The organism is Actinomadura sp. DC4, assembly GCF_030406325.1.
Lineage (GTDB): Bacteria > Actinomycetota > Actinomycetes > Streptosporangiales > Streptosporangiaceae > Actinoallomurus.
In genome coordinates this window covers 89,582-109,745 of the sequence record NZ_JAUEQY010000016.1, presented here as the reverse complement: position 1 = coordinate 109,745, position 20,164 = coordinate 89,582, and the positions used below count along the sequence as shown (strand labels likewise).

Annotated in this window: 20 protein-coding genes and 1 pseudogene; 8 read left to right on the top strand and 13 right to left on the bottom strand. The window is 70.6% G+C overall.

What is annotated here, in order from left to right:
• Window positions 1-4: 4 nt before the first annotated feature.
• Window positions 5-880 (top strand): MurR/RpiR family transcriptional regulator, encoded by an 876-nt coding sequence (locus QWU11_RS25575; RefSeq protein WP_290116941.1) that lies wholly within the window; start codon window positions 5-7, stop codon window positions 878-880.
• A gap of 64 nt (window positions 881-944) precedes the next feature.
• Here the strand turns inward: QWU11_RS25575 and QWU11_RS25570 are convergent, their stop codons facing one another.
• The gene (locus tag QWU11_RS25570; protein WP_290116940.1) at window positions 945-1,634 is read right to left on the bottom strand and encodes a hypothetical protein; all 690 of its coding nucleotides are present in this window, start codon (window positions 1,632-1,634) and stop codon (window positions 945-947) included.
• 800 nt (window positions 1,635-2,434) lie between these two features.
• Between QWU11_RS25570 and QWU11_RS47455 the strand changes: the two are divergent.
• Together QWU11_RS47455 and QWU11_RS25565 are read left to right on the top strand one after the other, a co-directional pair.
• Window positions 2,435-2,632 (top strand): annotated as a pseudogene (locus tag QWU11_RS47455) (helix-turn-helix transcriptional regulator); the annotation flags it as partial.
• On the top strand, window positions 2,633-3,325 hold the full coding sequence (locus QWU11_RS25565) for a DUF5753 domain-containing protein (RefSeq protein ID WP_354670906.1): 693 nt from the start codon (window positions 2,633-2,635) through the stop codon (window positions 3,323-3,325). It begins immediately after the preceding pseudogene.
• A gap of 688 nt (window positions 3,326-4,013) precedes the next feature.
• Here the strand turns inward: QWU11_RS25565 and QWU11_RS25560 are convergent.
• Window positions 4,014-4,793, bottom strand: a complete 780-nt coding sequence (locus QWU11_RS25560) for a phosphatase PAP2 family protein (protein WP_290116939.1) — start codon at window positions 4,791-4,793, stop codon at window positions 4,014-4,016.
• Window positions 4,794-4,851: 58 nt separating this feature from the next.
• Between QWU11_RS25560 and QWU11_RS25555 the strand changes: the two genes are divergently transcribed.
• Window positions 4,852-5,286 (top strand): RDD family protein, encoded by a 435-nt coding sequence (locus tag QWU11_RS25555; protein ID WP_290116938.1) that lies wholly within the window; start codon window positions 4,852-4,854, stop codon window positions 5,284-5,286.
• On the opposite strand, the gene QWU11_RS25550 is transcribed toward QWU11_RS25555, so the two are convergent.
• On the bottom strand, window positions 5,283-5,930 hold the full coding sequence (locus QWU11_RS25550; protein WP_290116937.1) for a response regulator transcription factor: 648 nt from the start codon (window positions 5,928-5,930) through the stop codon (window positions 5,283-5,285). The two genes, QWU11_RS25555 and QWU11_RS25550, sit on opposite strands and share 4 nt — an antisense overlap.
• Window positions 5,927-7,105, bottom strand: a complete 1,179-nt coding sequence (locus QWU11_RS25545; RefSeq protein ID WP_290116936.1) for a histidine kinase — start codon at window positions 7,103-7,105, stop codon at window positions 5,927-5,929. Before QWU11_RS25545 ends, QWU11_RS25550 begins: the two co-directional genes overlap by 4 nt.
• A 144-nt stretch (window positions 7,106-7,249) precedes the next feature.
• Here QWU11_RS25545 and QWU11_RS25540 point away from each other — a divergent pair, with 144 nt between their 5' ends.
• The gene (locus QWU11_RS25540; protein ID WP_290116935.1) at window positions 7,250-7,516 is read left to right on the top strand and encodes a hypothetical protein; all 267 of its coding nucleotides are present in this window, start codon (window positions 7,250-7,252) and stop codon (window positions 7,514-7,516) included.
• A 225-nt stretch (window positions 7,517-7,741) separates the two neighbouring features.
• Entirely contained in the window at window positions 7,742-8,980 is a 1,239-nt protein-coding gene (locus QWU11_RS25535; RefSeq protein WP_290116934.1) for an IS701 family transposase, read from the top strand.
• Between the two features lie 105 nt (window positions 8,981-9,085).
• On the opposite strand, the gene QWU11_RS25530 is transcribed toward QWU11_RS25535, so the two are convergent.
• The 4 genes from QWU11_RS25530 to QWU11_RS25515 form a co-directional block, all read right to left on the bottom strand.
• Entirely contained in the window at window positions 9,086-9,643 is a 558-nt protein-coding gene (locus QWU11_RS25530) for a TIGR04222 domain-containing membrane protein (RefSeq protein ID WP_290117097.1), read from the bottom strand.
• 482 nt (window positions 9,644-10,125) lie between these two features.
• Entirely contained in the window at window positions 10,126-10,968 is an 843-nt protein-coding gene (locus tag QWU11_RS25525; protein ID WP_290116933.1) for a patatin-like phospholipase family protein, read from the bottom strand.
• 65 nt (window positions 10,969-11,033) lie between these two features.
• On the bottom strand, window positions 11,034-11,807 hold the full coding sequence (locus tag QWU11_RS25520) for an arylamine N-acetyltransferase (RefSeq protein ID WP_290116932.1): 774 nt from the start codon (window positions 11,805-11,807) through the stop codon (window positions 11,034-11,036).
• Window positions 11,808-11,857: 50 nt separating this feature from the next.
• The gene (locus tag QWU11_RS25515; RefSeq protein WP_290116931.1) at window positions 11,858-12,574 is read right to left on the bottom strand and encodes a L,D-transpeptidase family protein; all 717 of its coding nucleotides are present in this window, start codon (window positions 12,572-12,574) and stop codon (window positions 11,858-11,860) included.
• Between the two features lie 66 nt (window positions 12,575-12,640).
• Between QWU11_RS25515 and QWU11_RS25510 the strand changes: the two genes are divergently transcribed.
• Window positions 12,641-13,279, top strand: a complete 639-nt coding sequence (locus tag QWU11_RS25510; protein ID WP_290116930.1) for a DUF1707 domain-containing protein — start codon at window positions 12,641-12,643, stop codon at window positions 13,277-13,279.
• 51 nt (window positions 13,280-13,330) lie between these two features.
• Here the strand turns inward: QWU11_RS25510 and QWU11_RS25505 are convergent, their stop codons facing one another.
• The 3 genes from QWU11_RS25505 to QWU11_RS25495 all read right to left on the bottom strand — a co-directional run bounded on the left by QWU11_RS25505 (window position 13,331) and on the right by QWU11_RS25495 (window position 16,675).
• Window positions 13,331-14,998: an MFS transporter gene (locus QWU11_RS25505; protein ID WP_290116929.1), complete on the bottom strand. Its 1,668-nt coding sequence runs from the start codon at window positions 14,996-14,998 to the stop codon at window positions 13,331-13,333.
• Window positions 14,999-15,173: 175 nt separating this feature from the next.
• Window positions 15,174-16,115, bottom strand: coding sequence for a zinc-binding dehydrogenase (locus QWU11_RS25500; protein ID WP_290117096.1), 942 nt, complete (start codon window positions 16,113-16,115; stop codon window positions 15,174-15,176).
• Window positions 16,116-16,183: 68 nt separating this feature from the next.
• On the bottom strand, window positions 16,184-16,675 hold the full coding sequence (locus QWU11_RS25495) for a DUF523 domain-containing protein (protein WP_290116928.1): 492 nt from the start codon (window positions 16,673-16,675) through the stop codon (window positions 16,184-16,186).
• Between the two features lie 95 nt (window positions 16,676-16,770).
• Here QWU11_RS25495 and QWU11_RS25490 point away from each other — a divergent pair, with 95 nt between their 5' ends.
• Window positions 16,771-17,661: an alpha/beta hydrolase gene (locus QWU11_RS25490; protein WP_290116927.1), complete on the top strand. Its 891-nt coding sequence runs from the start codon at window positions 16,771-16,773 to the stop codon at window positions 17,659-17,661.
• Here the strand turns inward: QWU11_RS25490 and QWU11_RS25485 are convergent.
• Entirely contained in the window at window positions 17,651-18,745 is a 1,095-nt protein-coding gene (locus tag QWU11_RS25485) for a DUF711 family protein (RefSeq protein WP_290116926.1), read from the bottom strand. The genes QWU11_RS25490 and QWU11_RS25485 overlap by 11 nt on opposite strands.
• Window positions 18,745-20,151, bottom strand: coding sequence for a methyltransferase (locus QWU11_RS25480; protein WP_290116925.1), 1,407 nt, complete (start codon window positions 20,149-20,151; stop codon window positions 18,745-18,747). The genes QWU11_RS25485 and QWU11_RS25480 overlap by 1 nt, the downstream gene beginning before the upstream one ends.
• Between the last annotated feature and the right edge of the window lie 13 nt (window positions 20,152-20,164).

The following is a 20,164-nucleotide window of genomic DNA, read 5'->3' as shown; positions in this document are numbered from 1 at the left end:
GCCCGTGAACGCGCTGGACCGCACCGTCGCCGACGCGCTCCGCCGCCGGCGGCGCGAGCTGACCCCTGCCGAGCTGCGCGTCGCGCAGGCGCTGCTCGGCGACTATCCGGCGGCCGGGCTGCAGCCGATCGCCCGGCTGGCCGAGGTGGCGAACGTCAGCCCGCCGACCGTGCTGCGACTGGTGACCAAGCTGGGGTATCCCGGTTATCCACAGATCCAGGACGCGCTGCGCACCGAGCTGTCGGCCCGTACGTCGGGGCCGTTGCAGGATTATCCGGCGGAGGGCGAGCCGCTGACGGTACGCGCGCGATCGTTCGTCTCGGCCCTGGCCGACAGCATGCGCTCCCAGGACCCGGCCGAGCTCGCGGCGGCGGCCGACCTGATCGCCGACCGCGGTCGTACGGTGCTGGTCACCGGCGGGCGGTTCTCCTGGACGCTCGCCGCGCACCTGACCTCGTTCCTCGGCCTGCTGCGCCCGCACGTCCGGCACGTCGCGAACGTGCCGGGGGCGCGGGCCTCCGCGCTGCTGGACGTGGACGAGACGACGGTCGTCGTGGCGTTCGACTACCGGCGCTACCAGCGCGACACGGTCGCCTTCGGCCGCGCCGCCGCGGACCAGGGCGCGTCGCTGGTCGTGTGCACGGACCCCTACCTCAGCCCGCTGGCCTCCTCGGCGGCGGTCCTGCTGACCACGACGGTGGAGGGGCCCCCGCCGTTCGTCACGCTCGTACCCGCGTTCGCGCTGGTGGAGACGTTGATCCTGGGGGTTGTGGAGCGCGGCGGCAAGGAGTCGCAGCTCCGCGTCGCCGCTTTCGAGCGTCTCGGCGCCGACCTGGTCGACACGGGTCCGGCGCCGTTGCCGGACCCGGCTCGCGAGTGAGCCCGGGACACCTTACGGGCGACCGCCTCTGTTCCGGCCGTGGCCGCCCGTCGTCTTCCCTGTCCTACGCCGCGGGCGTACGCGCCCCGATCGCACGGATCCCCGGGCCGATCGCGACCGCGCCTCCGAGAACGGCCGGCTCCAGTTCGACCGCCGGGAGGTGGACGTAGCCTCGGTGGCGCCGTCCGGCCATGCGCACGCTGACGTCGGGCTGGAACGTCTCCTTGCGCAGGCCCTCGTAGCCGTGCTTGACGATGTTCCAGTAGATCTCGTCGGAGACGACGAGGGCCGCCGGGGCGCTGACCGACTGGAGCAGGGTCTTCTTGAAGACCGGGGCGTCCAGCAGCCGGCAGGCGAGGTCGAGCGCCTCGCCGAAGTAGCCGTTGTCGTCGAGATGGATCTCGCCGGCGTGCACGACGACGCGCAGCCGCAGTCCCCTGCGCCCGCGCTCGTCGGCGGGCAGTTCACGGTTGTAGTCGACCAGCAGCCGGCATAGCTCCGGCATGAAACGGCTGAGCAGGTACGTCTTCGGCGCGTGGTCGACCGGGTGGATCAGGGCCAGGACTCCGTCACCGCGGTCTTCGAAGCGGTCGCAGATCTCCTCCTCTATTCGCGCGTACGTGAGGGCCGCCCGGAGGAACCGGTATACCTCGTGGCGGAGTTCGGCCTTGATCGGATTGGTGCGTTCTTCGCTCGTTGAGCTCTCGATATCCAGTGCCAGGATGCTCCTGTGCACGGGCTGCATGACGTTCATGCGAGTCTCCAGCATGGGGGTGCGGCGGCGAGTTCGGGGGCTGGGAATCCTTCTCGCCGGCGTGGCGGGTTTCCCGATATGGCCGACAGCAGCCATGACGCAGCGTAGTCAGGAATGAACTTCTGGCTTATGCTGGAAACTGGACACGCGCCGCTCTCCGGCGGCAGTGTTGTACGCACAGACGAGCCTCCTCAGGAGGTTCAACCGGGGCCGCTTCGCCTCGCCTCACCGGGATCATGCTTGCCGGCGGACCCGCGAGGAGAGAACGAGGCGGCCCTGCCAATTAGGTCGCATGAATAGTGCGTAATGGGTTTTCCGATACCCGGCCCCCTTTCTTCCGCGGTCCAGCCCGCCCCACGTCCTCGGTGCGCCGACCCATGGTGAATCCCGTACGCGATGTGCCCCGCCCCGTCCGCGCCCAGGGGATCCATCCGCTCCGCCGGAAGTCCAGTCGTGTACCTGACCAGGACAAATGACCCGTCCTGTCACGAGCTACCCAACGCGACATTCGCGAAGCATGTCCGTCGCCGACCGTGTTATTCACGCATCGTAGCCTTCATTGCTGGCAATTGGTAGAGCTGCAGTCTGCCACCTGGCTAACATAACCTAGCCGACTTCTAGCTGAAGAAGGACGCCTGCAGTACGCTGGCTTGCAGTGTCCGTCGACTAGGCGATTCCTTGATCACAAAGGTGCGTACGGGTCCACACTTGCATCTGCAACCTGGCTGATTGCGGCGGCGTTGTCAGCGACCAGCCTGTCCGCAGCTGGCATCCGCGACACTGAGAGTGAGTTGATAGTGATGGCATCCGGTCAAGGACCTGTCGTCCAGCGGGCAATCCTGACAAGTGAGCTGGTCAGGCTACGCAAAGAGGCAAAAAAGCTCCAAGACGAGGTCGCCCGGGCACTTGATTGGTCCCCCTCCAAACTCATCCGCATCGAAGGTGGCACCGTCGGCATATCCACCACCGATCTGCAGGCGCTCCTCCGCCATTACGGGGTGAGCGAGGACGGTGACGTCGAACGGCTGACGGACCTCGCTCGCGGCACCCGGGAGCGCGGGTGGTGGCAGGCGTACCAATCAGATCTTGACTCCAACTTTCGTACCTACCTCGGTTACGAGATGGGCGCCTCCCATATCCGGCAGTTCGAGAGCTCGCTCGTGCCAGGCCTGCTGCAGACGGAGGACTACGCCAGGGTCGTGCTCCGCGAATACGTCGGTGACATCGGCGAGGAGGCCATCGCCACCCTGGCCGGCATCCGGATGAGCCGCCAGGACCAGTTGCGCGACCGCGACCCGGCGCCCGACCAGTTCTACATCCTCGATGAGGCGGCGATCCGCCGGCGCGTGGGCGCCACCCTGCCGGGAGGCAAGGGCATCATGCCGGCCCAGCTCCGCTTCGTGATCGAGGCGGCCCAGCGGCCTAACACGACCATCCAGATCATCCCCTTCGAGGCCGGGGCGCACTTCGGCATGAAGGGGCCGTTCACCGTGCTGGAGTTCGACGCCGACCTCGGCGAGGTCCTGTTCCTCGAAAACGCCCGCGGCGGCGACCTCACCCTCATGGGGCGGGACGCGGCGGTCGCCGAATACCGCGAGGCGTTCGAGGGGCTACAAAAGTGGACCTACGACGCCGACCGTTCCCTCGAACTCATCCAAGAGGCCCTCGACCAGATGTCAGCAACTGTTTGACCTGGTCGTACACAATTTGTCGTGAATGAAAGTCAAGGAGCGCCGATCGCCGACACCTAACACCTCAAGTGCCATATCGATCCGGGCCCTCGGGCCGACCTAGGCAGAGGAGGTCGCGCCGCATACACTTCTGCCTTGAGAAGGCCAAGACCCCAGACCTTCTGCCCCTCTGCCCGGTGCCCCGTGCCGCGTGACCCGTCGAAACGGAGCAGCCGTGGCATGAAGGTCATGAGTCGCAGAAGCCTTCCATTCCCTGGAGGAGGTCGGCATGGTCGACTCATTGGAGGTCCAGATCGATTGGCGCACCAGCCCGAGGAGCGGGGCTACCGGTTGCGTCGAAGTCGCCTGCGTTGTTCGACACGCGGATCGCGGCGACACTGAATGAACCGGGAACGGGCCTGCGCCATCTCGCCGGGCCACGTTCGTCTGTCATCGCCGGACGCGTCGTCACGATGGTCCGGTCGGTGACCGCGTCGTTCTTGTAGCACACACATCAGCCCTGGCGGGCCGCAGCGACGAGGCCTCCCAGGCTGCCGCCTGCCCGCCGGCGGAATGACCACCGCGTCGCCCACCACCGCGACCGGCGCGTTTTCAGAAACGCGTCACCCGGTGCGTGGGCGATGGCGCCTTACTCGGCCGGTCCGGCTCGTCGTTCCGGGTGGCGCCGTCGGCTCACTTTCCGTACGGCTCAGGTGGCGTGTGAGTGGTCTCCGTGGCCGGCGATCTCCTCCGCGGCCTCCGGCTCCGTACCCTCCTGGATCGGGTGGACCGGCTCGCGGCCCTCGTCGCGGCGCCAGGTCTCGAACGCCGCCGAGGTGCCCACGACGATCGCGGCGCCCAGGATCCAGCCCGCGAGGACGTCGCTGACGAAGTGCACGCCGAGCAGCACCCGGCACGCGCCCGACGCGACGCTGATCAGGATCGCGGCCGCCCAGGCCACGACGCGCCACCGGCCGTGCAGCACCGGCAGCAGGATGAGCACGATCGTCGTGGTGCCGACCACCGCCGTCAGGGCGTGCCCCGAGGGGAACGAGCCGCCCGGCGCGTGCGCGATGGCGCTGGGCAGCGTCGGCCGCGGGCGGTCGATCACCACCTTGAGCAGGACGTCGAGGAATCCCGCCGCGACCAGGGTGGTCATCGCCCACGCCGCCAGGCGTCTCGCGCCCTGGTGGAACAGCCACACCGCGAGCCCGGTCACGATCAGGCGGAACACCCAGGCGTGGAAGATGTAGGACGTGGCCCGCAGCGGCGACACCAGCGCGTGGTGGTGCAGCACCCAGGAGTTGGCGTGCTTCGTGCTGGACAGGTCCAGCCGCCGCAGCGGTCCCCAGCGCGTGTCCACGAGGGCCGCCAGCCCGGTGAACGGCACCGCGACGAGGAACACCGCCAGGCAGGCGAGGAACAGCCGAAGGCCCAGGCTGCCGTCCGGATGGCGGCGGGTCCAGCGGGCAAGTGATCCTTTGTCCATCCCCGGCCCCTACCCGCGCCTTCGCGGCCGTATCGTCCCCCGTGACATGATGGTGCGCGTGTCCGGCCTGATCATCCGCAGGTACGTCCAGTTCGGCGTCGACCGGCTGATCGCCTCCGTACCGGCGTTCCTCGTCCTCGTACTCGGCCTGCACTTCGTCCTGCGCATGCCGCACGGCGGCGGGCGGCTTCCCCTGACGTACGTCACGCTGACCGTGTTCATCCTCGTGCTGATCGCCGACAACTGGTTCATCGAGGTGTGGGTGCCGTACCGCTGGCTCGGCGGCACACCGGGGATGCGCTGCCTCGGGCTCCGCGTCATCACCGAACACGGCGAGGACCCGCCGCTGCGGACGTACACGATCCGCTGGCTGATGGTCGTCGTGGACGGCTACTTCTTCGGCCTGGTGGGCGCGCTCGCGATCGCCTTCAGCGCCCGCAACCAGCGCTTCGGCGACATGGTGGCCCGCACCCTCGTCGTACGGCGCGGTTAGCCGACCAGGCGGCTCTCCCAGGCCCAGATCGCGATTTCGGTCCGGTTGCGCAGGCCGAGTTTGCGCTGGACGCCGGCCAGGTGCGTCTTGACCGTCGAGAGTGAGATGACGAGTTCGTCGCAGATCTCCGCGTTGGTGAAACCGCGTGCCACGGCGCGTACGACCTCCAGCTCACGGGCGGTCAGCGGCTCGCCCGGGCCGGCAGCCGTGGAGGTCGTCGTGGCGAAGCGCGCCAGCAGCCGCGTCGTGATCGACGGCGAGACGAGCGACTCTCCGTCCGCCGCCGCGCGTACGGCCTCGACCAGGAGCCGGGGGCCGGCGTCTTTGAGCAGGAAGCCGCACGCGCCCGCGCGCAGGGCGGAGTAGACGTTCTCGTCCTCGTCGTAGGTGGTGACCACGACGACGCGCAGGGGCTCGGGGACGTCCGGCCCGGCGAGCAGGCGAGTGGCCTGGAGCCCGTCGATGCGCGGCATCCGGATGTCCATGAGCGTCACGTCGGGGCGCAGGTCGCGGGCCCGGCCCACCGCCGCCTCGCCGTCCGCGGCCTCGCCGACCACTTCGATGTCGGGTTCGGCGTCGAGGATGAGCCGGAACCCGGTGCGTACCATCGCCTGGTCGTCGGCCACGAGGACGCGGATGCTCATCGAGCCACCTCCGGCGCGTCGTCGAGCGGCAGGCGTACGGTGATCCGCCAGCGCCGTCCGGACTCCGCACCGGCGCGGAGTGTACCCCCGAGCGCGGTGACCCGCTCGGTCATGCCGATCAGTCCGTAGCCTCCTCCGTCGCCGGCGGAGCCGCGTACGCCGTCGTTGACGACCTCCACGACCAGGGCGTCCCGCTGGACGCGCGCGGCCACCCGTACGTCCGTCGCCCCCGGCGCGTGGCGGCGGACGTTGGTCAGCGCCTCCAGGACGACCCGGTGCACGGTCGTGACGGTCTCGGGCGCGAGGGAGAGACGGTCCAGTTCGTCCGGGAGGTCGGGGGCGATCCCGTCGTGCTTCGAGGTGGCGTCGAGCACGGCCGCGCGAATGCCGCCGGCGTACGGCGGCGGGCCCTGGGAGTCGGTCCGCAGCATGCCCACGAGCCGCCGCATCGCGGTCAGGGCGTCGGAGCCGGCCTCCTCGATCTCACGGAAGACCTCCGCGTCGGTCCCGGCGGTGGCGACGACCCGCGCGGCCTGGGCGCGTACGACGATGCCGGTCACGTGGTGGGCGACGAAGTCATGGAGTTCGCGGGCGAGACGCAGGCGCTCGGCCGTACGCGCCTCGGCGAGGGCGGCCCGGCGGCGGCCGTCGGTGTCGCGCAGGACCAGGCCGACGGCGAGCGAGCCGCCCCACAGGAGCGCCGCGGGCACCGCGAGCAGCCCCGCCGAGGGTCCCGATCCGAACCTCACCATCGGGGCGACCGTCATCGCGACGCCTCCGGCGGCGGCCAGCCCGATCGCCGCGTACCGGTCCAGCCGGCGGCAGGCCGCGCCGACGAGCAGGGCGATCGCCAGGATCTCCGTCAGGCCGGGCGTCTGGTCGCCGGGGGTCAGGGCGGCCAGCGTGGTGTTCAGCGCACTGATCCCGATGACGCCGGCGGCGAGCGGGCCGATCCGCGCCGTGAAGCGGCGGCGGAGCATGGCGAGGGCCGCCGCCGCCGGGCCGAATCCCGGTATGACCGCGGTGGCCAGACCCGCCGTCAGGCCGTGGGCGGGTGGTTCGTGCAGGATCGACACGATGTCGACCACCGCCAGGAACACCAGGGCCGCGATCTCGATCGCCAGAGGCACGCGGCGTGTGGGCGGGGGGCCGCCGTCGAGACGTGCGCTGGTCATGGCATCGAGCATGCCGCCTTTTCCGGGCGTGCGGCTCCACCGGGGGTGCGGGACTTCGTATCGGCCGAATGGCCGATGCCGTGTCGTTGAGATCGGCCTTTCGGCCGAAGCGGGGTGTTGGCTTCGGCGCGGAGGATCGGTGGCATGACGAACAGGGGAGATCCGAACGACGTCCGCTGGCCCGCCGACGACCCGTGGTGGCGGTTCACACCGAGAAACCTGGCCGTCGGTTACCTGAGCGTGTTCGCCGCGCTGGTGTGCCTGGGCGGGAGTGTGTACAGCCTGCTCCGCGGTCACCTGGGTACGACTTACACGGTGTTCTTCGCCGGGTTGGGGCTGCTGTCCGTGTTCTGGCTGGTCCAGGCGACCAACGGCCTCAAGGTGGTCCTGCGCCGACGCGGCGGACCGTAGGGCGCGGTCATCGCGGTGCGGGCGTCGGCTGTCGTGTTACGGGTCTCGGTCGTCGCGGCACGGGCCGGCCGTCGCGGTACGGACACCGCAGCGGACGTCGGCTCACTCCGCAGACGACAACGCGGCGAGACGCCGCCTGGACGCCGCGCAGTAGGACAGCGGGACTTCGAGACAGGCCCTAGTAGTGCTTTGTTACGTTTGTGGTCTTGGTGGCGATGATCTTGTGTGGAGCTTGGAGAGATCGCCGCGGTCCGGTCGCGGTTGGAGGAGTTCACCGCTGAGGTGTTCGCGTCGTTGGCTCGGTCGGATCAGCGGGTCACGGGTGGGTTGTATGTGCGGGGTCTGTTGCTGGATGGGCAGCGTAAGTCGATGCAGCCGATGGCGGAACGTCTTGGTGTGGATCATCAGCGGTTGCAGCAGTTCATGAGTTCTTCGACGTGGGATTTCGCTGCGGTGCGGCGTCGGCTGGCGGCCCGGGTTCAGCGGGTGGTGGGTCCGGTGGCGTGGGTGATCGATGACACCGGGTTCCCCAAGTACGGGACGTCCTCGCCCGGGGTGGCGCGGCAGTATTCGGGGACGTTGGGCAAGGTCGGCAACTGCCAGATCGGGGTGAGCGTGCACGCGGTTACCGACCATGCCTCGGCCGCGCTTGACTGGCGGCTGTTCATCCCTGAGTCCTGGGACGATGCCTGCACTGATGACACCGGCATCGCCGAGCAGGTCCAGCGCCGGCGTGCGCGGGCCGGGATTCCCGATGGTGAGCGGAACCGGCCGAAGTGGCAGCTGGCGATCGAGATGCTCGATGAGCTGCGCGGCTGGGGCCTGGAGGTGCCGGTGATCTGCGCGGACGCCGGATACGGCGACAACGCTTTGTTCCGGGCCGCGTTGGCTGAGCGGGATCTGGGCTACATCGTGCAGGTCAAGGGCACAGCCACCGCTCACGCCGCCGACGCCGTCCCCGAACTGCTTCCCCATCGGGACAAACGCTGGCGTGGCCTGCCGCGTTACCGCGACAAGCCGATCTCTTTGCGCGAGCATGTGCTGGCCGCCGGCCGCACCGCCGCCCGCCGCGTGGTGTGGCGCCAGGGCTCCAAAGGTGAGCTGGCGGCCGAGTTCGTCGCGTTGCGGATCCGCCCGGCCGGCCGCCGCCCCCGCTACAACGAGGACGGCACCCTGCCGGCGGCATGGCTGATCGCCCAATGGCCAGCCGAAGAGGACGAGCCGGTCAAATACTGGCTGTCGAACCTGCCCGCCCACACCCCACTCCACGACCTGGTCCGGTGGGGGAAGATCCGCTGGCGCATCGAACACGACTACCGCGAACTCAAAACCGGCCTGGGCATCGACCACTACGAAGGACGCACCTGGACCGGCTGGAACCGCCACCTCACCCTCGTGACCGCCGCCCACCTGTTCCTCACAACACTGCGGCTGACCAGCCCAAAAGCAGCCGGGGCGGCCTGACCCTCTACAAAATCCTCCGCGAACTCCAAGCACTGCTCGCGACCTGGACAGGCCACTGCCCCACCTGCCACCAACCCTTCGCCTTATCCACCTAACAAAGCACTACTAGCCGAGTTCGGCGTCGGCGGTCGCGAAGACCTGACGCAGCGCTGGATCCCCGATGCCCGCCGAGCCCATGGTCGCCACGCGCCGGGGGTCGTCGGGCGCGGTGGGCAGACCCGCCACGATCCGGCGGCGCAGGCTCCGGGTGATGCGTGTTCGCGGTGAGGCCCAGAGCGCGGTGAGCCGGGCTCCGGAGAGCAGGCCGCGGTCACGCAACGCCCGCCCGATCTCTGCGACGGCGTCGGAGGCGGCGACCGCGGACAGGACGGAGCCGAGCGTCCGCCCGGCGTCGGGAATCAGCGCGACCGCCGCCGCACGCACCGGATCACGGCTGGCCCGGTCCAGCACGGTGACCCGCCGCCGTGTGAGGGCGATCGCGATCTCGTCGTCCTCGTAGAGACCAACGAGGGCCACCATGGCGACCCGAGCCGGGCCACCGCAGACGTAGGCGATCTGGTAGACGTTCAGGCCGGCATCCTCTGACACGGTGACGCCCCTTCGAACCAAGAGAGAACGTGCTCCTGTTGGACGCCTGACCCCACGCCCCGGATGCCCGACCATCAGCGACTTTCCCGTCAAAACACGACGACAGCCGAAGCGTCACTCACACCGCGGACGCACCCGGCTCTCACGACGGCCAAGCCGCGCCGCCGGATCGCGCGGCGCGCCGCCGATCACCGCCTCCGCGCACACCCGGACGCCCGGCGACCAGAGGCGCGCTCGCCACAGGGCGGCGGCGCCCAAAGCGACACTCACGCCCTGGACGTGGCCGACGCTGAACATGACCGACTCACGCGACAGGCAAGGCGTTCGCCGCAGCGATCAGAGGCGCCCTTGCCAGAGGGCGACAGCGGCCGAAGCGACGCTCACGCCCTGGACGCGGCCGGCTCTCACCGCGGGCAAGGCGCGTTCGCCACGGCGTGGCACGACCACGTCGGCGCCGCCCAGCCGTACGCACCGGCCACGGCCACACCTCTCGCGACGCTGGAGGCTCCCCAGGCTCTATGCCGTGACGGACGCCGATCGCCTGCCCGCCGCGGTGATCAGAAGTGCCCTTGCCAGAGGGCGGCGACGGCCGGAGCGGTGGCCACGCCCTGGGCGTGGCCGGCCTTCGCGGCGGGTAGGCGCGTCGACGGGTCGCGCAGGGCGCCGCCGATCGCCGCCTCTGAGTCCGCGTCGAGTTCGATCACGTGTACCTGTGCTCCCTGCTTTCGCAGGGCTCCTACCTGTTTCTTCAGGGAGCCGTCGGTCACGGGGGCGAGGATGAGTACCCGGTCGTACCCCTTGGCCAGGTCCGCGTTGGTGACCGAGTGGATGCCGCCGTCGACATAGCGCGCGCCGCCGATGGTGACCGGTGGCCATAGCAGTGGGAGTGCGCAGCTCGCGGTCACCGCGTCCACCAGGCCCGCGCCGGAGTCATGCCGGAACACCCTTCGCTCACCCGTGTTCGCGTCCGCCGCGACGACGGCGAGTTCGGTCTCGGGCCAGGTGTGGACCGGTAGCCGCGCGGCCATGACCTCGATGCGCGCCGACTCGGGCGGGGTCTCGGCGGTGAGCGCGCGGGCGCCGACGCGCCGGCGCCAGTCGTCCCGGCCGCGTGCGTCCCTTGCCAGTTCACGGAACATCGCCGTCATGTCGGACAGCGACGCCGCCGGTGGCAGCTCCTCACCCGGCAGCGGTGCGTCCACGACCCGCTGGTACGACTCGGTCACCGGCCGTCCGCCGGCGAGCCAGGCGCCGACCACCGACCCTGCGGACGTACCGACGACCAGGTCGGCACCGCCGACGTCGACTCCGGCCGACGCCAGCCCGGCGAGCACGCCACTCTCCCAGGCCATTCCCGCGAGCCCACCGCCGCCCAGCACCACCGCACACCTGATCGTCATCAACGCACCCTCACCCTCCAACCGGGACACCGCTGCCGCACGACCCCACCGCCATCAACACGCCCTCACCTCACAACCGGGACGCCGCCGAGCTCCGGCACGCACTCCAGCGTGACGCCGAAAACGGAACGGTACGCCGCGAGGACCTCCGCGTCGTCGCCCAGAGGCTCCTCCGACCGCGCGCCGTCCACCGTACGGACGAGGTTTCGGCCGCTCAGAGTGGTCCGCCCGGACTCGGTCAGAAGCGAGCAGACCAGCGACCGGGTGAAGTGCGACTCCGGAGACGTACGGTGCCACCAGCAACCCGCCCTGAAGTCCCGGAGTTCGCGCGGCCGAGGCTCCAGGCGGTACTGCGCCTGGCCGTCCTTGAACACGTCCAGGTCGCCATCAGGAGTCTCGGCGAGACGAAAGACGCCACCGGGATCGACCTGGTCGCCGCGCTCCTCCAGCCGCAGCGGATAGTGCGTATGACCGCCGAACCCCACGTCGGCCAGCCACGGCCCGACCCGCAGGGCAAGATGATCATGCGGGATGCCCAGACCGTTCTCGCCGAACACCCGGGCCGCCAGGAGCGAGACCTCGTACCCCAGCGCCGCCAGGAGCGTCGCGAACGCGCCGTTCAGCTCGTAACAGAAACCGCCGCGCCGCCGGTCGACGACCTTGGCGACCAGCGCGCCGGGCTCGAGGACGATGTCCTCGCCCAGGTGGATGCTCAGGTTCTCGAACGGCACCGTGAGCTGATGCCGGAGATGCAGCACGCGTAGAGCCTCGGCGTCAGGGCGCGACGGGCGTTCCGCGCCGATGCGGGTCAGATAGGCGTTCACCCATGAGTCGTTCACGAAGCCCATTCCGCCACATCGAACGACCATCGCGCCATCGGCCGCCGGTCCTAGGACCGGAACAGCTCCGAGCTCGGACCCATGATCATGCGGTCGCCCGGGGCGAGCGAGCGGATGATGCCACGCAGCGGGGTCTCCTCGATCGAGATGCAGCCGGCCGTCGGGGTCCTGCCGCCGACGTGGAAGAAGATCGCCGAGCCGTACCCGGCCACTGCCCGAGGACGGTTGTAGTCGATGACGGCGGCCTGGCGGTACGGGCCGAGCGCCATGAGAGAGGAGAGGTTCTCATCGCTGGCGCCGCAGTCGCCCGAGTAGTAGTCGTTGTAGTGGCTCTGACCAGGCGTGGCGCCCCAGCAGTCACCGGAGGAGCGGAGCGTACGGTAGTGCAGCCTCGTCCCGGGATCGGCCACCCCGAACGCCTCGGTGAACGTGAACGAACCGGTCGGGCTCTTCCCGTCGCCCTCGCGCTTCTTGCCGGGCCGTGCGAAACCGTTCGTTCCGGCGCGCCCGGGAGTCTCGGTGACTTTCGTCCACGAGCGCCCCTTCTTCACGCACTCGGTGACGGTCACGTAGTTCGAGGTGTACGCGCTGGAGATCGCGAACACGAGACGCGTGGCGCCGCCCGGCGTGTAGCGGAGTCTGCCCTGGCTGACGGCCGAACACGGGTCGAAGGCCGCGGCGCCGGCCGCCGGTCCCAGCGTCGCCGCGAGCGCGGTTCCGCTGGTGAGCGCCAGCGACGCGAGCATCACCGTACGCCACTTGTGCATCGATCCTCCAAGCGCGCCGGGCGAAGTGCAGTACATAGGTCCGACCCGGCGTTTTAGTCTGTCCGCATGATGAATCCCCCCGAGCGCCGCGAGATGCGCATCTCCGACGTCGAACGGGACGACGTCGCCTCGATCCTTCGGGAAGCAGCCGGGGATGGCAGGCTTGACCTGCAGGAACTCGACGAACGACTCGACGCAGTGTACGCGGCGAAGACGTATGGCGACCTCGAGCCCATCACGCGCGACCTGCCGACGACCTCGACGGCGGTCGCCCGTACGGACCGCGTCGTCGACGGCGCCCCCACCTCGACGGTCGGCGTCGGCATCATGAGCGGATTCGAGCGCAAGGGTCCGTGGGTGATGCCCAAGCTGTTCAACGCCGTGGCCTTCTGGGGCGGCGGCGAGATCGACCTGCGCGAGGCGAAGTTCACCACGCCGCAGGTGACGATCCGGGCCTGGGCCGTCATGGGCGGCATCGAGATCATCGTGCCCGAGGACGCCGAGGTCCATGTGAACGGCATCGGCATCATGGGCGGCTTCGACCACCAGGCGAGCGGTACGGGCACCGGCCCGCAGATCATCGTCTCCGGCCTGGCCTTCTGGGGCGGCGTCAGTGTGAAGCGCAAGCCCTCGGACGCGGAGCTCAAGCGCCGCAAGCTGGAGCGTAAGCAGCAGAAGCTCGAACGACGCCGTCGGGCGGAATGACGAAGGGCCGCCCGCAGGCGGCGCTTCTCGCCCATAGACGGCCCTTCTGGATCACTCCTCCGGACGAGCGCGCTTCGGCATCAGGAACGCGGTGAGGAAGGTCAGCCCGAGCAGGCCGACCTCGACCCACAAGGTGATCTTCATCGCGTCACCGAACCCACGCTTGGCCGCCTCGGCCCCCGCGCCGGCCACGGCCCGCTGGACCGGCGCGGGGGCGGAACGCAGCTCGCCGGTCAGCCGGACGCAGGAGTCCGGTACGGCCTCCGCGTCCTCGGCGGACGCGCGGTCGTGCCCGCAGGCACGCAGCGCGGCCACGAGCCGGTCCTGCGCCGGACCGGACATCCCGGCCGCCGCGATCGCCTTGGGCGCCACGGTGTCGGTCGCCTGGGCGACATGACCGCCGAGGACGCCGAAGAACAGCGTGCCGAGCACCGCGACGCCCAGCGCGTTCCCGAGTTGCTGCACTGCGGTGAGCGCGCCGGAGGCCGACCCGGTCTCGTGCGTGTCGACGCCGGCGAGGACGGTGTCGAAGAACGGCGCCATCAGCAGGCCCATGCCGAGCCCGCTCAGCCCCACCGCGGGCGCGAACTGCCACGGGCTCACCTCCAGCCCGGCCAGGTGCAGCGTGAGGACGATGCACGCGACGCCCGCCGCCATCACGACGACGCCGAAGTGGATGACCTTGCGGCCGAACCTTTGTACGGCCTGGGCCAGGCCGAACCCGATGATCATGCCGATCGACAGCGGTACGCCCGTAAGACCGGCCTTCAGCGGTGAGTAGCCGAGGCCGAGCTGGGTGTAGAGGCTGAAGGCCAGCGAGAACCCGGCCATGCCCGAGAAGAACACCATCCCGACGATCAGACCGCCGGTGAAGCCGCGCTTGCGGAACAGGCTGGGCACCACCAGCGGGTCGCCGCCCGCACGGTGCTTGCGCGACTCGTACCAGCCGAAGAAGCCGAAGATGGCGACCGCGGCGGCCATCGAGACGAACGTCCACGCGGGCCAGCCCAGCTCACGGCCTTGGACCAGCGGGTAGACGATCAACAGCGAGGCGACGGCGGCCAGCACCACGCCGACCAGGTCGAGGCGCGGCGGCCGTTCCGACCGCGACTCCGGCAGGAACCGCAGGCCGCCGGCGACCGCGAGCAGCCCGAGCGGCAGGTTGATCAGGAAGATCATGCGCCAGCCGGTGCCGAAGTAGTCGGCGCCGATGAGCCAGCCGGCCAGGATCGGCCCGCCGATCGAGGACAGGCCCATGACCGGCCCGAACATGCCGAACGCCTTGGCCGTCTCCTTCTCGGAGAACATCTCCTTGATCAGGCCGAGCCCCTGCGGGAGCATCACGGCGCCGAAGATGCCCTGCACGCCCCGGGACGCGATCAGCATCTCCGGTGACTGCGACACCGCGCACAGCAGCGACCCGGCGGTGAAGCCGAGCGCGCCGATGATGAACATCCTGCGGCGTCCGACGATGTCGCCCAGCCGGCCACCGGTGATCAGCCCGACCGCCATGGCCAGGGTGTACGCCGCGCCGAGCCACTGGATCACGCTCGCGCTGCCGCCGATGTCGGCCCGGATCGACGGCGCGGCGATGTTGGTGACCAACGCGTCGAGCAGGTCCATGACCTCGGCGGCGAGCAGGACGAACAGCGCTATCCAGCGCAAGGGGTAGGGCTCACGGGTGGCGGGTGGGCCCGCCAGGGCCTCCGTAGTGGTCATGATCTCCTCCGAATCACAAGCGAACGTCGCTCCGGTAAAAGAACGACGCTCGCTATAAGAACACTGTTCGATATTGCGGAACAGTGTTCTCCCCGCACCGGCCTGCGTCAAGTCGATTAAGTCTCGCTTTGAGAGAAGATATATCGCGTTAATGCGGGGGTCAAGACATATCGCGTCAGGCCAGCAGGAGGGTCTTCCCCACGACCGCGCGTCCCTCGATCGCGGCATGCGCCTCGGCCGCCCGTTCCAGCGGGAACGTCTGCCCGATGACCGGCCGCAGCCGGCCCGCCGCCGCCTCGGACAGCGCCCGCGCGAGCAGCCGCCTGGCCTCGTGCGGCGCGAACCGCACCTGCTCGATCCCGCGTACGGTCACGCCGCGCCGCTCGCCGGCCGGCAGTGCGAAGCCGCCGGCGGGGGTGCCGTGCGCCGAGAAGCGCCCGCCGCTCACCGTCAGGTCGAACGCCGCCCGTCCGATCTCGCCGCCCGCGCCGTCGAAGACCACGTCCACGCCTCCGGGAACGGTCCAGCCGGGTTCGGAGTAGTCGACCGCGACGAGAGCGCCGTGCGTACGGATCAGGTCCAGCTTCCGCTCGCCGCGTGCCGCCCCGACGACCGTCGCGCCGGCCGCGTGCGCGAGCTGCACGAGGAGAATGCCGAGACCGCCGGCCGCCGCCGTGACGAGCACCCGCTCGCCCTCCCGGACGCCCGTGCTCTCGGCCAGGCCGAGCGCGGTCACGCCGTCGTGCAGCAGTGCCGCCGCCTCGCGCAGGTCCAGCCCGTCCGGGACCGGGACGAGGTCCTCGGCCGCGACCGCGACCCGCTCGGCGTACCCACCGTCGTCCCTCAGCTGACCGGCGACGCGCCGGCCGATCCACCCGTCGTCCACACCCGAGCCGACGGCGATCACCCGCCCGGCGACCCCGTGGCCCGGCACGTACGGCGGCCGTACCGGGAAGTACTCACCGCCCGCGCCGGCGCGGACCTGGGCCTCGACGAACAGGACGTCCGCGGCGGCCACCGCCACCACGGCCTGTCCCGGCCCGGCCACCGGGTGCGGCACCTCCGCCACCGTGAGGACCTCGGGGCCGCCGAACCGCTCCACCCGTACCGCTCGCATATCGATCACCGCTCCACGTCGCCGTTTCGGAGCAGTGTTCAACCTCAACGTTGGTCGAGGTCAAGCGGTCAGCCTTCGAGCTCCGCCAGCCGGGCGGCCGCCGCGCTCATGGCGTCCTCGGCGAAGACGGCGATGCCGTGCCGCTCCAGCAGGGCGGTCGTCACGCCCTCGCCGGGGACCTTACGGCCCCGGAAAGATCCGTCGTGGACGCTGAGGCTGCCGCACGAGGGGCTGCCCTCCTTGAGGATCGCGATGCGGGCGTCGCAGGCGCGGGCCTGTTCGAGGGCCTGCCAGGCGCCGACGACGAAGTGCCGGGTGACGTCGGCGCCGTCGCGCGTGAGGACCTTCGCCCGTCCGTCCAGGACGTCCTCACCGAAACCGCCGCTGATCTCGGCGGGCGGACGGGGGACGGTGAGCCCGCCGCGCACCTCAGGGCAGAACGGGACGAGGCGCCCCTCGTTCCGCCACTGGTCGAAGAGGGCGTCGTGACTGGCCTTGCCGGTGCCGTCGAAGCGCACGGGCTGGCCGAGCAGACAGGCGCTCACCAGGATTCGCTCCATCACCTTCCACACTAACGACCGTTCGCGAGAACCGTGCGGACAGGTGTGACGACCGTCTCATATCCCTGATTTGCTTGTCGTGCGAAGCTCTTCTCATGGGTGCGCAGGCCGACCTCCGCAGGGGACTCGGATTCGTACGTCCGCTGGGCCGGGTCGGCGCCGGCATGATCGAACCCGCCGACCTGCCGCCTCCGCGCATCGTCGACCTGCCCGGCCGCGGCCGGGTCACCGCGCGCGTCGTCGAGGGCCCCGCGCCGGTGCTGCTCCTGCACGGCTGGACCCTCACCGCGGACGTCAACTTCTGCCATCTCATGCCCCGGCTCCCCGGCGGCATGGTGGCGATGGACCATCACGGGCACGGCCGCGGGCCGCAGCGAGACGAGCGGTTCCGCATCGAGGACAGCGCCGACGATCACGTCGCCCTGCTCGACGCGCTCGGCATCGACAAGGTGATCGTCCTGGGCTACTCCCTCGGCGGGCCGATCGGGCTGGAGCTGGCACGCCGCCACCCCGACCGCGTCGCCGGGCTCGTGTTGCAGGCGACGGCGATGCGCTTCGACAGCGTGGTCGACAAGATCACCAAGCCACTGCTCCGGGCGGTCCGGCCGCTGACCAGGTACGACGTCGGCCGCTCGCTGCCGTTGCGGTTCTTCAACGACACCCGCAACCGCAGCTCTGAGACAAAGCTGCTGTGGCAGTGGCTGCGCCGCGAGCTCGTGCAGTGCCACCCGCGCGTGCTCGTCGACGTCATGCTCGCCGAGTACGACTTCGACTTCCGCCCGCACGCGGCGGCGCTGGCCGGCGTGCCGACCTCCGTCGTCGTGACGACGAAGGACAGCGCGGTGCCGCCGCGCGACCAGCGGGACATGGCCGACCGCCTCGGCGCCGACGTCGTCCTGCTCGAGGACGACCACGACGTCTTCCTGGCCGCACCGAAGGCCTACGTCGCGGCGAGCCTGGAGGCGATCGCCCGCGTCACCACCTGACCGTGGTGTTGGTGAGGTAGGGCGAGGTGAAGGCCGTACGGTCGCCGGCGCGCGTGCCCGGCACCGGGAACAACCGGGCCGACAGCGGCTTGCGCAGCCGTACGGCCAGGGCGGTGACGTCGAGCAGCAGCCGGGCCAGGTCGCCGGGCGAGCTGTCGCCGGGCAGCGGCACGGTGTCCAGGCCGGTGCCGCAGACCGAGGAGTAGGCGAGCAGGTCGTGCAGGCCGATCGCGCCCTCCGCCCAGCGCCGCGCGATCACGACGTCTTCCATCACCGGCAGCATGAGCCCGTTGTATCCGCAGGTCGGCAGGGCGGTGCCACGCAGCGCCTCGGTCAGCGCCGCAGCGGCGGCGAGGGTGCCGGGCGCGCCGAACGCGCCGGCCACCGTCTCGAAGGCCGCGCCGATGCTGTCGGGGCCGTTCGGCGCCGGGGACAGGTCGATGCCGCCGAAGCGCACGCCGAGGTCCGAGGCGATCCGCTCCACAAGGCGTACGACGGGCGTCGCCTCCGTCGTGATCGCGGCGGCGGCACGCTCGGCCAGCCCGTCGAGACCACACTCGGCGGCCCGGACCGCGACGCTCGCGCCCTGCAGGCCGACCGTGAGGTTCGCCGGTCCTTCATGGTAGGCGGCCGGGAAGAACGGACCGCCCGGCGGGACGCACGCCAGCGCGGCGAACCGGAAGTTGCCGAAGCCCTCCTCGGTCTCGTCCGCGAGCCGGAGCATCGCCTCGGCGGCCGGCAGGGCCGCGCCGGTGTTGCCGTCGAGCCGGACCGTGCAGTTCAGCGCGTCGTTGCCGATCAGCAAGTCGGGGATGATCTCGACGCCCGAGGTCGCGGGGCCGAGTGAGCAGTAGACGAGCCCGACGTCGTCGAGCATCGCCTGCAGCTCACGGGCGTACGCGGCGGTCGGCGTCATGTCCCCGAACACCGGCCGGGTGGACAGCCGGAGCGTCTGCACCTCACGGCCGTCGTCCCGGCACGCCGCCTCCGCCCTGCGCAGCGCCCCCGCGGCCTTGGCGATGACGTCGCCGGACAGCGGGTGGGGTTCGGCCACCCCGAGCGTGAGCGTACGGATCGGGACCATCAGCCAATGATGTCAAAGAACCCGTCGGCGATCAGATCCGGCAGTACGGCGAGGGCCTGGTCGCGTACGTCCCCGGGGTCGGTGCCGGTCAGCTCGGCGATCGCGGCGAGCAATGGCCCGAGCGGCAGGTCACCGTCGCACGCGCCGGCGAGCGCCGCCGCGACCGTACCGACCTGTGCGGCCCGCCGCAGGCCGTACGTCTGCCGCAGCACGATGCGCTCGGGATCCTCGGCGCCGGGCGGGCCGGTCTGCTCCTGGACGACCCCTTCGGCGGTGCGCAGGGTGTCGGCGGGCGTGACGTCGGGACGGCCGCGCAGGAGGTTGTCCACATACGCGCCCACAGGCTGGTCGACGGCGTGCCGCAGCTCCTCGACGCGTACGTCGTCCGTGCCGGACCGGTGCAGGCTGATCCAGCCGAAGCCGATTCCGGTGACCTTCCGGCGCTCGAAGTACTCCAGCCAGGCGTCGTACCGCGCGGTGTACTCGGGGCCGCCCACCTCACACGAGTCGCGCAGCCACAGCTCCGCGTACTCCGCAGGATCCTGGACGTCCCGCTGGCCGACCCAGCCGTCGACGCCCTCGACCCAGCCCGCGACGCGCTCGCGCCAGTCCTCGCCGTCGACGTGCAGCCAGTTGGCGAGTAGCTGACACCAGCCGTCTTCGGCCAGGTGGCGCGGTGCTTCCCGTACGAGCCGGCGGCACAGGTCGTCGCCGCTCAGGCCGGACTCGCGGTAGCCGAACCGCCGCTCCGGGGAGATCACGAACGGCGGGTTGGACACGATCAGGTCGAACTCCCGCCCGTCCACGGGCGCGAACAGATCACCGGCCAGCAGCTCGGCCTCGATGCCGGACAGCGCGAAGCTCAGCCGCGCGAGTTCGAGGGCGCGCGGGCTGAGGTCGGTGGCGGTGATCCGGCGGGCGCGGCCGGACAGGTGGACCGCCTGCACGCCCGACCCCGTCCCCAGATCGAGAAGGTTGTCCACAGGCCTGTGGACAACGAGCTGGGCAAGGTTGGCCGACGCTCCGCCCTGGCCGACGACGTGATCGGGACTCAGGTGTACGCCGCCGGGGCGCGCCTTGAGGTCGGAGACGACGTAGCCGTCCGTGCCCTCCACCGGTTCGACGTGCAGCCGCGCCCGTACCTCGCCGCCGTCGCGCTCGGCCAGGCCCAGCGCGAGCAGGTCGGCGAAGTCCAGCGCGTCGCCGGGCACCGGCACCTGGAGCCAGAACAGCTGGAGCAGGGTCTCCAGAGGCGTACCGCCACGCGTGACGCGCTGGGCGGGGACGATCTCGTCGCGGGCCAAGGCGGCGCCGGCGACCGGGCCGAGCAGGTCCCGTACGCCGTCGATGGTGTATCCGGCCTGCCCGAAGAGGTCGCGTACGCGCGAAGGTCGATCGATCGGCATGCCCGCATTCTCG